Source organism: Burkholderia sp. Bp8963 (assembly GCF_003854275.1).
Taxonomy (GTDB): Bacteria; Pseudomonadota; Gammaproteobacteria; order Burkholderiales; family Burkholderiaceae; genus Burkholderia.
The window spans coordinates 1-13,437 of record NZ_QTQP01000062.1 but is presented as its reverse complement, the minus strand read 5'-3'; the positions used below and the strand labels follow the sequence as shown (position 1 = coordinate 13,437).

The following is a 13,437-nucleotide window of genomic DNA, read 5'->3' as shown; positions in this document are numbered from 1 at the left end:
ACGTTTCCTCTAAAAATTAAAAAAACGAGCCGCGCTGCCAGGGCGGTTACTTGAACGAACGCAGGTCTTCCTGCAGACGCTCAACGAAGGCTTCGACCGGCATCACGCCAAGATCGACGCCGCCACGGGCACGCACGGCTACCGTTTGTGCATCACGCTCCTTGTCGCCCACGACGAGCAGATAAGGCACCTTTTCCAGCGTGTGCTCGCGTATTTTATAGCTAATCTTCTCGTTGCGCAAATCGGCCGTCACTCTAACCCCTTGTTTTTGCAACGTTTGGGCCAGAGACTGCGCATATTCGGCCTGACTTTCGGCGATATTGAGCACAACTGCCTGGATCGGCGCGAGCCAGACCGGCATTGCACCAGCGTGGTGCTCGATCAGAATGCCGAGGAAACGCTCCATCGAACCGACGATCGCCCGGTGCAGCATGACCGGCCGACGGCGGCTGCTGTCATCCGCGACATACTCGGCGCCGAGGCGCTCCGGCAGCATCATGTCGAGCTGCAGCGTGCCGCACTGCCACGAACGGCCGAGCGCATCCTTGATGTGGTACTCGATCTTCGGGCCATAGAACGCACCTTCGCCCGGCAGCTCTTCCCACGTGAGGCCGCATGCGGTCAGCGCATCGCGCAGACCCTGCTCAGCACGATCCCACGTTTCGTCGGAACCCATGCGCTGCTCCGGACGCAGCGACAGCTTGATGTCGATGTGCTCGAAGCCGAAGTCCTGGTACACACTCATCGCGAGCCGGTTGAACGCGATCGACTCGGAAATGATCTGGTCTTCCGTACAGAAGATGTGCGCATCGTCCTGCACGAAGCCGCGCACGCGCATCAGGCCATGCAACGCACCCGATGCCTCGTTGCGGTGGCACGAGCCGAATTCCGCGTAGCGCAGCGGCAGGTCGCGGTACGAACGCAGGCCGTGCTTGAACACCTGCACGTGGCCCGGACAGTTCATCGGCTTGATCGCGTAGTCGCGCTTCTCCGACTCCGTCGTGAACATGTTCTCGCGGTAGTTCTGCCAGTGGCCCGACGCTTCCCACAGCGAGCGGTCCATGATCATCGGCGTCTTGATCTCGAGGTAGCCGGCTTCGTTCACGCGGCGGCGCATGTACTGCTCGACCTGCTGCCACAGCGCCCAACCCTTCGGATGCCAGAACACCATGCCCGGCGACTCTTCCTGCATGTGGAACAGGTCGAGCTGCTTGCCGAGCTTGCGGTGGTCGCGCTTTTCCGCTTCCTCGAGCATGTGCAGATATTGATCCTGGTCTTCCTTCTTCGTCCAGGCCGTGCCGTAGATGCGCTGCAGCTGCTCGTTCTTCGAGTCGCCGCGCCAGTACGCGCCCGCGACCTTCATCAGCTTGAAGACCTTCAGCTTGCCCGTCGACGGCACGTGCGGGCCGCGACACAGGTCCGTGAAGCCGCCGTGCGAATAGAGCTTGATCTCGTCGCTTTGCGGAATCGACTCGATGATCTCGGCCTTGTACTTCTCGCCGATGCTGCGGAAGTATCCGGCCGCCTCGTCGCGCGACACGACGCGGCGTGACACGGGCTCGTCCTTCTTCGCGATGTCCTGCATGCGCTTTTCGATCTTTTCCAGATCTTCCGGCGTAAACGGGCGGTGATACGAGAAGTCGTAATAGAAGCCGTTGTCGATCACCGGCCCGATCGTCACCTGCGCGTCCGGATACAGCTCCTTGACTGCGTAGGCGAGCAAGTGGGCCGTCGAGTGACGGATGATGTCGAGACCGTCGGCGTCCTTGTCCGTGACGATCGCGAGCGACGCGTCGCGGTCGATCACCGCGGACGTATCCACGAGTTCGCCGTCGAGCTTGCCGCCGAGCGCAGCCTTTGCGAGACCGGGACCGATCGAGGCCGCCACTTCGGCGACTGTCACCGGATGCTCGTATTGTCGAACTGAGCCATCAGGCAAGCGTATCGAAACCATAGCAATCTCCGTGATGCCGACAGTGGGCGGCAGACCAAGCACGCGATGAAAGTCACGCGCGAAAATTTCGCGACAAAAAAAATGCGGCCCCGCTTTCGAGGGGCCGCATTCGATACTTCACTTAAACTGAAAGGGCGAAAACGTTCCTCGACTAGCGTCGCTCCGAAGTGGTTTCGGTCAACGTTCGCGGTGTCATAACCGTATTCGCCTTGTTCGCGTTAAGTTTTTACTGCTCCGAACACCCGGAAAACCGGATGCTCCTGTTCGTTGGTAGGCTCGATTGGACTCGAACCAACGACCCCCACCATGTCAAGGTGGTGCTCTAACCAGCTGAGCTACGAGCCTGAAGAAGCTGAAATTATAAGGAGCTGATTTTCAGTTGGCAAGAGTTTTTATGCACTTGCAGCAAAATCATTTCGGACCAGATCAACCCCTCACGCTTTCCGCGCGGCCCGCACGACGCCCGGCACCTCGCCAAGCAGCGTGCACGCACGCTGCACCTGCGCCGAATTCGAAATCTCCACCGTGAACTGCATGAATGCTGCATGGCGGCGGCTCTGCGTCTTCACGCCGACGACATTGAGCTTTTCGCGCGCAAACACTTCCGAGATGTCGCGCAGCAGCCCCTGCCGGTCGGTCGCCTCGATCATCAGGTCGACCGGGTACACCGACGCGCCACGACCGCCCAGCACGTCGGCAGACCACGTGGTCTGCAGCACGCGCTCGGGCGCGCGCTCGGCCATCCGGCGGAACGTCTCGCAATCGCTGCGATGGATCGACATGCCCTTGCCGCGCGTGACGAAGCCACTGATCGGATCCGGCGGCGCAGGCCGGCAGCAACGCGCGAGCTGCGTCAACAGCGCGTCGACGCCGACCACCAGCACGCCGGTCGACGCGCCGTGTGCGACGCTCGCGCCGCTGCTGCGCTTCTCGAAGTCGGCGGGCGCCTCGGGGGCAGGCTCGGGCGGCGGCGCATCGGACAACGCATGTTCGACGTTGCGCAGGCTGAACTCTTCCTTGCCGACGACCGAGAACAGCTCGTCGGGCGTCTTGAAGCCGAGCTTCGCTGCCAGGTTGTCGAGATTGACCGACGTCTTGCCTTCGCGCTGCAACGTCTTTTCGACGAGCATGCGGCCATGCGCGATGTTCTCTTCGTGCTCGATCGAATTGAACCACGCGCGCACCTTCTGGCGCGCACGCGGGCTTTTCAGGTAGCCGAGCTGCGGATTCAGCCAGTCGCGCGACGGCCCGCCCTCCTTCACTGCGACGATCTCGACCGTCTGGCCGTTCGCGAGCGACGTATTGAGCGGCACCATCGCGCCGTCGACGCGCGCGCCGCGGCAACGGTGGCCCAGCTCGCTGTGCAGGTGATACGCGAAATCCACCGGTGTTGCGCCCTGCGGCAGCGCGATCACGCGCGCCTGCGGCGTCAGCACGTAGATGTGATCGTCGTCGAGCGACGTCTCGCGCAACTGCGCCCATGCCTTGCCGCCCGCGCCGCCGGTGCCGCCGGTGCCGTCCTCGACGTCGTCCTTCCACGCGAGCAGCTGGCGCAGCCACGCGATCTTCTCGTCGTACTTGTCGCTCGCGGAGAACTGGCCGCCGTAGCCGCGTGCGCCCGCTTCCTTGTAGCGCCAGTGCGCGGCCACGCCGTACTCCGCGAAGTTGTGCATTTCCTGGGTGCGGATCTGCACTTCGAACGCGCGCCCGTCGTCGCCGATCACGACCGTGTGCAGCGACTTGTAGCCGTTCGGCTTCGGCCGCGAAATGTAGTCGTCGAACTCCTTCGGCACCGGCTGCCACAGGTGATGCACGATGCCGAGCACCGTGTAGCAATCCTTGATGTCAGGCACGATCACGCGGAACGCGCGCACGTCGTACAGCTCGGCGAAGTCGAGCTCCTTGCCGCGCATCTTGCGCCAGATGCTGTAGATGTGCTTCGGCCGGCCGCTCACCTCCGCCTGGATGTGCGCGGCCGCCAGTTCGCGCTGCAGGCGCCCGATCGCCTCCGCGACATACGCCTCGCGCTCGATGCGCTTCTCGTCGAGCAGCTTCGCGATCCGCTTGTACGTGACCGGATCCTCGAAGCGGAACGCCAGATCCTCCAGCTCCCACTTCAGTTGCCAGATGCCGAGACGGTTCGCGAGCGGCGCGTAGATCTCGAGCGTCTCGCGCGCGACGTCCGGCGGCGGATCGACCTTCGCCGCCGCGTAATAACGCAGCGACTGCAGTCGCGACGCGAGCCGGATCAGCACCACGCGGATGTCCTGCGCGAACGCGAGCAGCATCTTGCGCAGCGCTTCGATCTGCGCACGGCGCGCGGCCGCGGCGTCGCGCCCCATGTCGGCACCCGCATTTTGCGCGGCGCGCAGGCTGACCGTGCCGAGCCGCAACAACTTGCGCACGTCGGATACGAGGCGCGCGACCTCGTCGCCGAAGCGCTCGGCGAGCTCGCGCTCCGGATCGCTCAGGTGCGGCGTCAGCGCGAACAGCGCCGCGGCGTGCACGGCAGGCGGATCGACGTTCAACCGGCCCATGATCGCTGCCGTGCCGGCCGCGTGATCGGCAAGCAACTCGCCCGACGACAGACGCACGTCGCCCGCGTGCTCGCGCACGAACGCGAGCACGTCGTCGAACGACGGCGCGGCGCTGGCGGAAACGGATTCGACGGTCATCTTGCGGCCTGACGGAAAGCGGTCATCGCGATACGACGCTCAGCTCCGCTGCGCCGCGACGACGACGATCTCGACGAGCAGCGCGGGATCCGCGAGCTTCGCCTCGACGGTGGCGCGCGGCGGCGTGTTGCCTTGCGCAACCCACTCGTCCCACGCTTCGTTCATGCCGGCGAAATTGACCATGTCGGAGATGTAGATCTGCACCGACAGCAGATGCGCCTTGTCGCTGTTCGCTTCCGCGAGCAGGCGGTCGATGTGGCCGAGCACTTCGCGCGTCTGGCCCACGATGTCCTGCGTGGTGTCTTCGGCAATCTGGCCGGCGAGGTACACGGTACCGTTGTGGATCGCGGTTTCGGAAAGACGTGCGCCGACGTGGTGACGAGTAACTGCCATGGAATGTTCCGGTTGTATGAATGGGTGAAGCGTTCGGCAGCCACGCGGTCCGCGCGACGCCGAACCACATATTATGACGCGTATGCGCCCTCTCCGAGGAAAAACCCGCGCGCGAGCGCGATCTGGTCGGCGCTCATGAACGCGGGCGCATGGCCCGCGCCGTCAATTTCCGCTTGCGACACATGCCGGCCACGCCGCAGCATTTCGGCGACGGTCTCGCGCGACAGCAGATCGGATGACGCACCGCGCACGACGAGCAGCGTCGCGGCCGTTGTCTCGATTGCATGCCACAGCGCGGCCTCGCCGAGCGCCGCGAGTTCGGGTGTCGTCGCCTTGAACGGCTCCGCAATCCGCGGGTCGTAGCGCATCGTCCAGCTGCCGTCCGGCAGCGCGCGCAGCAGCGGCGCATTGATCTCGCGCCACTCGTCGTCCGACAGCGCGCCGAACGGCAGCGACAGCGATGTCAGGTAGTCGATGCCCTCCTGCTCGGTCGCAAAGCGCGGCTGCACGCCGAGATATTCGCCGATTCGCGTGAGCGAGTCCGGCTCGATGCGCGGCCCGACGTCGTTGACGATCATCCGCCGCACCGGCGAGCCCGGCAGCCCCGCGAGCGCCAGACCGATCAGGCCGCCCATCGACGTGCCGAACCAGTCGACCGTTTCGACGTCGAGGCGCGCGATCAGCGTCACCATGTCGGCGACGTACTGCGGGATCGCATAGTGCCTCGGATCCGCGAGCCAGCCCGACTGGCCGCGCCCCACGACATCGGGGCATACGACGCGATACGTATCGGACAGCGCCGCGGCGAGCCGATCGAAATCGCGTCCGGAGCGCGTCAGTCCGTGCACGCAGACGAGCACGCGCGGATTGGCGGGGTCGCCCCATTCGGTGTAGGCGACATGGTGAAGGCCGGCCACGCTCGCGCACTGCACGCGCCGCTGGCGGGGAACGAGGTGATTCGCTGAGGTTGTTGGCATCGGTGGCATCCTGTCGAACGGGTGCTGCGCGGCGGCGCAAGCAGCGCGCCACCCGATGCGGTCGATTGTAAACCGCTTCCGCTCAAGGGGACGCACCGCCGGGCCAGGAGCTGCCACGGAGCGCGTGGACGTGCGTCACGTGTGCCCGGACAGCGCATCAGCCTTCGCCCCAGCACCACTCGGCCTGCAACCGCTCCCGCACGAAATCGACGAACGCGCGCACGCGCAACGCAAGATGCCGCCCGCCCGGATACACGGCGTGCAACGGCGCGGCCGGCGCCGCATACGCAGGCAGTACGCGGACGAGCCGGCCCGCCTCGAGATCCGGACCGACGTCCCAGATCGACTTCAGCGCGATACCTGCGCCCGACAGCGCCAGCGTGCGCGCCGCGCCGCCGTCGTTCGTCAACAGCGTCGCCGTCACCTCGACCTCGACCGCGCCGCGGTCGCCATTGAACCGCCACTTGGCGCGCGCCTGCTCGCCCATCACGATGCAGCGATGCTGGCACAGTTCGCCCGGATGCGCCGGTTCGCCATGCTCGCCAATGTACGCAGGCGCTGCGCACAGCACGCGGCGGTTCGGCGCGAGCTCGCGCGCGATCATCGACGAATCGGCCAGGCTGCCGATCCGTACGGCGACGTCGATTTCGTGCGCGAGCAGGTCGATGACAGAATCGGTCAGCATCAGCTGCACCGTCACCTGCGGATGCAGCCGCTGAAATTCGGCGACGAGCGGCGCAAGCCGCAGGCGGCCGAGCTCGCCCGGCGCCGTCACGCGAAGCACGCCGCTCACCGTGCCGCGCCGATCCCGCATCAGCGCTTCGGTCTCGTCGATTTCGGCCAGGATACGCAGCACCTGCGCGTGGAACTGCTCGCCTTCGTCGGTCAGCGTCTGCTGCCGCGTCGTCCGGTGCAGCAAGCGCACGCCGAGCCGCGATTCAAGATGCGCGAGCCGCTTGCTGACCACCGACAGCGACAGGTCGAGTTCTCGCGCGGCCGCCGACAGGCTGCCTGCCGAGACGATGCGCGCGAAGGTTTCGAGCGCCGGCAGGTCGTCGATCAGCACCACGGCTCCTGCGCTGCGCCATCCTTTCCAATTTTCGAATATTCCATTCGCGATCAGCCCGTATTTGCATCAAAAACGGAAACTTACCATGGACATCACGCGTTGACCCGACGCCACTTCACGAACAGGAGAATCCGATGTCCGCCCTTTTCCGCCCGGCCGGCCGCCTGACCGGCCGCCTGCTCGCCGCCGCGCTGGTCGCGGCCGTTCTGCCGCCCATGGCCGCACAAGCCGACGAACTCGTCACGCCGCGCGACCTGACGGTCGCCGCCGGCCTGCCCGCCACGCAGGCGCGCGTGCAGATCCTCGCCGCGCGCCGCTACGGCACGTTCTGGGACACCGGCGACGCGGCGCTCGCCCGCGCGGCGCTCGCGCCCGACTTCACCGACCGTACGCTGCCCGCCGGACGCGCGCAGGGGCTGCCGGGCCCGATCGCCGCCTCCAGCACGATGCGTGCGGCGGTGCCGGACCTGCGTTGCGAGATCGAGCAGATGATCGTGGCCGGCGATCGCGTCGTCGTTCACCTGCACTTTCGCGGACACTTCACCGGAACCTTCAACGGCACCGCCGGGCACGGCCAGCCGGTCGACTTCATCGCGACGGACATCTACCGGATCTCGGACGGCCGCATCGCCGACAACTGGCACATCGAGGACAACCTGACGCTGATGCGCCAGCTTGGCCTCTCCAACTGAGGGTGCCGCGATGACGACCATCGATCCCTCGATGCACCCCGGACGACGCACGTTTCTCGCGCAGGCAGGCGCCGGCGCGGGGCTGGCCGCCGGCCTCGCGCTCGGCGCGGCCGCCACGCCGGCCGGCGCCGCAACCGCCCGCACGGCGCCGTCCACCCCGCACGGCGCCGGACCGTTCTGGCCCGACACCATCCGCCTCGTGATCTCGATCTCGATGCAGTTCGAAGCGGGCGGCCAGCCGCCCAAGGGTGCGGACAGCCCGTTTCCGCCCGTCGCGTTCCCGCCGTCCGTGCCCGCCGATCTCGCGTCCGGCACCTGGTTCGCGTACGGCTACCGCGAAGGCATCCCGCGCCTGCTCGACCTGTGGGACCGGCACGACGTCAAGGTCACGTCGCACATGATCGGCGAAGCGGCGCGGCATCGCCCCGAGCTGGCGCGCGAGATCGTCGCGCGCGGTCACGAGGCCTCGGCGCACGGGCCGAGCTGGCGCTCGCAATTCGCGATGAGCCGCGACGACGAGCGGCGCTTCCTGCTCGACGCCCGCGACATGGTGGAAGCCGCGACCGGCCAGCGGCCGATCGGCTACAACTGCAACTGGCTGCGGCGCGGCCCGAACACGCTGTCGCTGCTGCAGGAACTCGGCTACGTCTATCACATCGATGACGTCAGCCGCGACGAGCCGTTCATCGAGGCGGTCGACGGACGCGACTTCGTAGTCGTGCCGTACACGCTGCGCAACAACGACATCCTGCTGATCGAGGGCCGCAATTATTCGCCGTCGATGTTTCTCGAACAGATCAAGCTCGATTTCGACCAGCTGTACGCGGAAGCCGGACAACGGCGCAGGCTGATGTCGATCAGCGCGCACGACCGGATCAGCGGCACGCCGCAGATGGTGCGCGCGTGGGACACGTTCCTGCGCTACGCCCGGTCGCATCCGGGCGTAGCCTTCATGCGCAAGAACGACATCGCGCGCTACGCGCTGAGCAGCCCGTCGACGCTGCGCGAAACCGAAACGATCTGAGTGAACGCACCCACTCATGTGCTCCCCTCATCCGAACCGACCATCATGAACGACTCACTCAACGGCAGGAAAGTCCTCGTCGTCGGCGGCAGCTCCGGCATCGGCGCTGCCGCCGCGCAAGCCTTCGCGCAACGCGGCGCGACCGTGACAATCGCGTCGCGCGACCCGCACAAGGCGACCGCCGTCGCGGCCTCACCCGACAGCCCGATACGCCGCGAAACGCTCGACGTCACCGATACCGCGGCCGTCGACGCGTTCTGCGCGCGGGCCGGCCAGTTCGAGCACGTCGTGATCTCCGCCGCCCGCACGGCCGCCGGCCCGGTACGGTCGCTGCCGTTCGACGACGCGCAAGCCGCGATGAACAGCAAGTTCTGGGGCGCGTATCGCATCGCACGCGCGATCGATATCGCGCCGGGCGGCTCGCTGACGTTCGTGTCGGGTTTCCTCAGCGCGAGGCCGAGCGCGTCCTCCGTGCTGCAAGGCGCGATCAACGCGGCGCTCGAAGCGCTCGCCCGCGGCCTCGCGCTCGAACTGGCGCCGGTGCGTGTGAATACCGTGTCGCCGGGCCTGATTGCGACGCCGATGTGGGACAAGCTCGCCCCCGACGCGCGCGACGCACTGTTCGCAAACGCCGCGCAACGCCTGCCCGCCCGCCGCGTCGGCCGGCCGGACGACGTCGCGAACGCGATCGTCTATCTGGCGACGACGCCCTACGCAACCGGCTCGACCGTGCTGGTCGACGGCGGCGGCACGATTGCGTGACGCGCGCCGTTGCCCGTGCCGCGGCCGCTCATTCCGTGCACCCGAAAGACAAGCGCCCCGCATTCCGTCTGGAATGCGGGGCGCCCAAGGGTGCGCCAGGCGCGCACAGGCTTATGGGATTGCGGCTTACGCGATCGCGCTTACATCGAGCGGCGCACCCGTCTTCGCCTGGATCTCGTCGACGGTCACACCGTCGGCGAGCTCGACGACCTTAAGGCCGGCCGGCGTCACTTCGATCACGCCGAGATCGGTGATGATCAGGTCGACCACGCCGACGCCCGTCAGCGGCAGGTTGCATTCGTCGAGGATCTTGTGCTGGTCGCCCTTCGCGACATGCTCCATCAGCACGACGACGCGCTTCACGCCTGCGACGAGGTCCATCGCGCCGCCCATCCCCTTGATCATCTTGCCGGGAATCATCCAGTTCGCGAGGTCGCCGCTCTTGCTGACCTGCATCGCGCCGAGGATCGCGAGGTTGATGTGGCCACCGCGAATCATCGCGAACGAGTCGGCCGACGAGAAGATCGACGAGCCCGGCAGCGTCGTGACGGTCTGCTTGCCTGCGTTGATCAGGTCGGCGTCGACTTCGTCTTCGGTCGGCGACGGGCCGATGCCGAGCAGGCCGTTCTCCGATTGCAGCCACACTTCGACGCCTTCCGGCACGTGGTTCGCGACGAGCGTCGGCAGGCCGATGCCGAGGTTCACGTAGAAGCCGTCCTGCAGTTCCTTCGCCGCGCGCGCGGCCATCTGGTCACGATTCCAAGCCATGTCAGTCTCCTTTCGCGCGCACGACGCGTTGTTCGATGCGTTTCTCGGGCGTCGCGTTCAGCACGATCCGCTGCACGAAAATCCCCGGCGTGTGGATCTGATCCGGATCGAGTTCGCCGTTCTCGACGATCTCCTCCACCTCGGCGACCGTGATCCGGCCCGCCATCGCGCACATTGGGTTGAAGTTGCGCGCGGTGCGACGAAAGATCAGGTTGCCCGACTTGTCGGCCTTCCATGCCTTCACGAGCGCGACATCGGCCGTCAGCGACGGTTCGAGCACGTAATGGCGGTCGCCGAACTGGCGCGTTTCCTTGCCTTCCGCGATCACGGTGCCGTAGCCCGTATTCGTGAAGAACGCGGGGATGCCCGCGCCGCCCGCGCGCAGCTTCTCGGCGAGCGTGCCCTGCGGCGTGAATTCCAGCTCGAGTTCGCCCGCCAGGTACTGGCGCTCGAACTCCTTGTTCTCGCCGACATACGACGAGATCATCTTCTTGATCTGGCGCGTTTCCAGCAACAGGCCGAGACCGAAGCCGTCGACACCCGCGTTGTTGCTGATGCAGGTGATGCCCTTGACGCCCGAATCGCGCAGCGCAGCGATCAGCGCCTCGGGAATGCCGCACAGGCCGAAGCCGCCCACCGCGAAGGTCTGCCCGTCACGGACGATCCCCTCCAGCGCGGCAGCCGCGCCTGGATAGACTTTGTTCATCAGTATGTCCCTTCCTCTATGGAAACCAGCGAATCTGGGTTCGCGCGCCGGCGTGGCTCGCGAGCCCGCCGCATCATTCTATGCACGGCGAGCGAAGCCTGCCGTGACGACGCGCTTCTTTTTATACCGCGGCAAGCGCCGCGAGATGCCTGAAAGGGTACGATGCAGCGCGGTTGCGGCACAATACGCAAAAATACATAAGCAATTGCACCGTCCACCCGCGTCCATGACCGCTCTCGATTACCAGACCGCCTTCCATCTCGCGCCGATCGGCCTCGTCATGTCGCGCGACCGCGTGATCGAGGATTGCAACGACGCGGTCGCGGCGATCTTCCGCTGCGCGCGGGCCGACCTGATCGGAAAGTCATACGAGGTGCTCTACCCGTCGCCGGACGAATTCCAGCGGATCGGCGAGCGCATTTCGCGGGGAATGGCCGCCAACGGCACCTATGCGGACGACCGGATCATGAAGCGCGCGGATGGCGAACTGTTCTGGTGCCATGTGACGGGCCGCGCGCTCGACCGCAGCGCGCCGCTCGCGGCCGGCGTCTGGACGTTCGAGGACCTGAGCGCGACGCGCCGGGTCGCGGTCGAGCTGACGCCGCGCGAGCGCGAAATCGCCGCACAGCTCGCGACCGGCAAGACGAGCAAGCAGATCGGCCGCGTGCTCGACATCAGCTCGCGCACGGTCGACATCTATCGCGCACGGCTGATGCGCAAATACGGGACGGGAAATACGGCCGAGCTGCTGCAGCGCCTGCTCGGGCAGTGAGCGGCGCGCAGGCGCGCCGGCTCTCGCGGCAATTCGCGCAACCGGCGGGCCGGAATGTCAGGCGAGTCAGCCGACCTTCGCTGCGAACGCGAGCTCGATCGTGTCACGCAGCATTTGCGGCATCGGCACCGACTTGCCGAGCGCGTAGTCGACCCATACGCAACGCGCCTGGCCGCGCGCGTACAGGTGGTTCGGGTCGTCCGCGCGGGTCAGCTCGAAACCCGTGTCGAAGCTGCTGCGCCCCGGCTTCGCGGCCGTCATCCTTGCGATCACGTCGCCCGGATAGTGCAGCTGCTTGAGGAACTCCATCGATGCGGTGACGATGACCGGCCCCTGCCCCTCGCCGTTTCCGCCTGCGATGCCAAGCTGCTCGAACCATGAAATCCGCGCCTGTTCCATGTAACGGAAATAGACCGTGTTGTTCACGTGTCCGAACGCGTCCATGTCGCCCCAGCGGATCGGCATCGACATCTCAAAAACGGGGGTGTAATCGCTCATTGCAGTCTTCTTCGTTACTCAGGGTCATCCAGTCAGGCGAGGCCGAAGCCGTCGTCCGCGGAGATAATCGAGCCATTGATGAACTGCGACTCGTCGGCCGCGAGCAGCAACAACAGCCCGTCGAGATCCTGCGGCTTGCCGACGCGCCGCCGCGGCAGCATCGATTGCAGCTTCTGGCCTTGCTCGGTTTCCCACAGGTAATGATTGATTTCGGTATCGATATAGCCCGGACAGATCGCATTGACGTTGATCCCGTGGCGCCCCCATTCGAGCGCCATCGCACGCGTCATGTGCACGACCGCGGCCTTGCTCATCGCGTAGAGGCCGATCTGCGAAAACACCCGCAGGCCGGCCACCGACGCGATGTTGATGATCCGGTACGGCGGCTTGCCGTTGCCGTTCGCGCGCATCATCATCCGCTTCGCGACTTCCTGCGCGACGAAAAATGCGCCGCGCGTGTTGGTGTCGAACACGAACTCGAAATCGCCGGGCGTCACGTCGACGAGCTTCTGCATCGTCGATACGCCGGAATTGTTCACGAGGATGTCGATGGTACCCGCTTCCGTCTCGGCGTGTGCGACCGCGGCCTTGATGCTCTGCACGTCGGTGACGTCGAGCGACACCACGTGCGCGGCACCGCCCGCCGCCTCGATCTCCGCGCGCAGTTCCTTGAGCCGTTCGACGCGGCGGCTCGCGAGCACGACCTTCGCGCCGGCCTGCGACAGCACCTGCGCAAAGCGCTGGCCGAGTCCGCTCGACGCGCCCGTCACCAGCGCGACCTTGCCTTCCAGATTGATCGACCGACCCATTGCACATCCCCTTTCGACGTTATGTCACCGCCCCGGAAAGCACGGCCCATGCGGCATAACCCTAGCACGAAAAATAGAACGGTCGTGCTAATCTATCCGCATTCTGTTGCGGCAAGCGTTTCGTTTCGCAGACAATACGCTCCCGAATAAAAGCATTCTAACGGTTAGAGGAACGCCAATGACCCCCGCAAGCCTCATCGAGCAATACGGTCCGCGCGAATCGATGGAATACGACGTCGTGATCGTCGGCGGCGGCCCTGCCGGGCTGTCCGCGGCGATCCGGCTCAAGCAGCTCGCCGCCGAGAAAGGCGCCGAGATCGGTGTGTGCGTGCTCGAGA

The 13,437-nt window shown here is 65.9% G+C and carries 14 protein-coding genes and 1 tRNA gene; 5 read left to right on the top strand and 10 right to left on the bottom strand.

Features of this window, described 5'->3' with window-relative positions; translation table 11 throughout:
- Positions 1-46: 46 nt before the first annotated feature.
- The 6 genes from thrS to DID96_RS32540 all read right to left on the bottom strand — a co-directional run bounded on the left by thrS (position 47) and on the right by DID96_RS32540 (position 7,065).
- The gene (thrS, locus tag DID96_RS32570; RefSeq protein WP_124603323.1) at positions 47-1,954 is read right to left on the bottom strand and encodes a threonine--tRNA ligase; all 1,908 of its coding nucleotides are present in this window, start codon (positions 1,952-1,954) and stop codon (positions 47-49) included.
- 268 nt (positions 1,955-2,222) lie between these two features.
- Positions 2,223-2,299 (bottom strand) — tRNA-Val (locus DID96_RS32560).
- Between the two features lie 89 nt (positions 2,300-2,388).
- Positions 2,389-4,629 (bottom strand): bifunctional (p)ppGpp synthetase/guanosine-3',5'-bis(diphosphate) 3'-pyrophosphohydrolase, encoded by a 2,241-nt coding sequence (locus DID96_RS32555; protein ID WP_124603322.1) that lies wholly within the window; start codon positions 4,627-4,629, stop codon positions 2,389-2,391.
- A 39-nt stretch (positions 4,630-4,668) separates the two neighbouring features.
- On the bottom strand, positions 4,669-5,022 hold the full coding sequence (locus DID96_RS32550; RefSeq protein WP_124603321.1) for a RidA family protein: 354 nt from the start codon (positions 5,020-5,022) through the stop codon (positions 4,669-4,671).
- 71 nt (positions 5,023-5,093) lie between these two features.
- Positions 5,094-5,999 (bottom strand): alpha/beta fold hydrolase, encoded by a 906-nt coding sequence (locus DID96_RS32545; protein WP_124603320.1) that lies wholly within the window; start codon positions 5,997-5,999, stop codon positions 5,094-5,096.
- Between the two features lie 157 nt (positions 6,000-6,156).
- The gene (locus tag DID96_RS32540) at positions 6,157-7,065 is read right to left on the bottom strand and encodes a LysR family transcriptional regulator (protein WP_185732440.1); all 909 of its coding nucleotides are present in this window, start codon (positions 7,063-7,065) and stop codon (positions 6,157-6,159) included.
- 137 nt (positions 7,066-7,202) lie between these two features.
- On the opposite strand from DID96_RS32540, the gene DID96_RS32535 reads away from it, so the two are divergent.
- From DID96_RS32535 to DID96_RS32525, 3 genes are read left to right on the top strand one after another with little or no spacing between them, the layout of a single operon-like run.
- Complete coding sequence (locus DID96_RS32535; protein ID WP_124603318.1) at positions 7,203-7,760, top strand: ester cyclase; 558 nt, start codon at positions 7,203-7,205, stop codon at positions 7,758-7,760.
- A gap of 10 nt (positions 7,761-7,770) precedes the next feature.
- Complete coding sequence (locus DID96_RS32530) at positions 7,771-8,784, top strand: polysaccharide deacetylase family protein (protein ID WP_124603317.1); 1,014 nt, start codon at positions 7,771-7,773, stop codon at positions 8,782-8,784.
- A 45-nt stretch (positions 8,785-8,829) separates the two neighbouring features.
- Complete coding sequence (locus DID96_RS32525; protein WP_124603316.1) at positions 8,830-9,546, top strand: SDR family oxidoreductase; 717 nt, start codon at positions 8,830-8,832, stop codon at positions 9,544-9,546.
- A 126-nt stretch (positions 9,547-9,672) separates the two neighbouring features.
- Here the strand turns inward: DID96_RS32525 and DID96_RS32520 are convergent, their stop codons facing one another.
- Both DID96_RS32520 and DID96_RS32515 read right to left on the bottom strand, forming a co-directional pair.
- Positions 9,673-10,314 carry a CoA transferase subunit B gene (locus DID96_RS32520; RefSeq protein ID WP_124603315.1) on the bottom strand — a complete coding sequence of 214 codons (642 nt, stop codon included), beginning with the start codon at positions 10,312-10,314 and terminating at the stop codon, positions 9,673-9,675.
- 1 nt (position 10,315) lies between these two features.
- On the bottom strand, positions 10,316-11,020 hold the full coding sequence (locus tag DID96_RS32515) for a CoA transferase subunit A (protein WP_124603314.1): 705 nt from the start codon (positions 11,018-11,020) through the stop codon (positions 10,316-10,318).
- A gap of 226 nt (positions 11,021-11,246) precedes the next feature.
- On the opposite strand from DID96_RS32515, the gene DID96_RS32510 reads away from it, so the two are divergent.
- Complete coding sequence (locus DID96_RS32510; RefSeq protein WP_124603313.1) at positions 11,247-11,792, top strand: PAS and helix-turn-helix domain-containing protein; 546 nt, start codon at positions 11,247-11,249, stop codon at positions 11,790-11,792.
- A 66-nt stretch (positions 11,793-11,858) separates the two neighbouring features.
- Here DID96_RS32510 and DID96_RS32505 read toward each other — a convergent pair whose 3' ends face one another.
- The gene (locus tag DID96_RS32505; protein WP_124603312.1) at positions 11,859-12,290 is read right to left on the bottom strand and encodes a thioesterase family protein; all 432 of its coding nucleotides are present in this window, start codon (positions 12,288-12,290) and stop codon (positions 11,859-11,861) included.
- 32 nt (positions 12,291-12,322) lie between these two features.
- Positions 12,323-13,099, bottom strand: coding sequence for an SDR family oxidoreductase (locus DID96_RS32500; protein ID WP_124603311.1), 777 nt, complete (start codon positions 13,097-13,099; stop codon positions 12,323-12,325).
- Between the two features lie 178 nt (positions 13,100-13,277).
- Here DID96_RS32500 and DID96_RS32495 point away from each other — a divergent pair.
- A partial coding sequence (locus tag DID96_RS32495) for an FAD-dependent oxidoreductase (RefSeq protein WP_124603310.1) occupies positions 13,278-13,437 on the top strand: 160 nt, incomplete at its 3' end.

Excerpts from the sequence above, each read along its gene's own strand:
- thrS (WP_124603323.1), bottom strand. The coding sequence starts at position 1,954 with ATGGTTTCGATACGCTTGCCTGATGGCTCAGTTCGACAATACGAGCAT.
- DID96_RS32555 (WP_124603322.1), bottom strand. The coding sequence starts at position 4,629 with ATGACCGTCGAATCCGTTTCCGCCAGCGCCGCGCCGTCGTTCGACGAC.
- DID96_RS32550 (WP_124603321.1), bottom strand. The coding sequence starts at position 5,022 with ATGGCAGTTACTCGTCACCACGTCGGCGCACGTCTTTCCGAAACCGCG.
- DID96_RS32545 (WP_124603320.1), bottom strand. The coding sequence starts at position 5,999 with ATGCCAACAACCTCAGCGAATCACCTCGTTCCCCGCCAGCGGCGCGTG.
- DID96_RS32535 (WP_124603318.1), top strand. The coding sequence starts at position 7,203 with ATGTCCGCCCTTTTCCGCCCGGCCGGCCGCCTGACCGGCCGCCTGCTC.
- DID96_RS32530 (WP_124603317.1), top strand. The coding sequence starts at position 7,771 with ATGACGACCATCGATCCCTCGATGCACCCCGGACGACGCACGTTTCTC.
- DID96_RS32525 (WP_124603316.1), top strand. The coding sequence starts at position 8,830 with ATGAACGACTCACTCAACGGCAGGAAAGTCCTCGTCGTCGGCGGCAGC.
- DID96_RS32520 (WP_124603315.1), bottom strand. The coding sequence starts at position 10,314 with ATGGCTTGGAATCGTGACCAGATGGCCGCGCGCGCGGCGAAGGAACTG.
- DID96_RS32515 (WP_124603314.1), bottom strand. The coding sequence starts at position 11,020 with ATGAACAAAGTCTATCCAGGCGCGGCTGCCGCGCTGGAGGGGATCGTC.
- DID96_RS32510 (WP_124603313.1), top strand. The coding sequence starts at position 11,247 with ATGACCGCTCTCGATTACCAGACCGCCTTCCATCTCGCGCCGATCGGC.
- DID96_RS32505 (WP_124603312.1), bottom strand. The coding sequence starts at position 12,290 with ATGAGCGATTACACCCCCGTTTTTGAGATGTCGATGCCGATCCGCTGG.
- DID96_RS32500 (WP_124603311.1), bottom strand. The coding sequence starts at position 13,099 with ATGGGTCGGTCGATCAATCTGGAAGGCAAGGTCGCGCTGGTGACGGGC.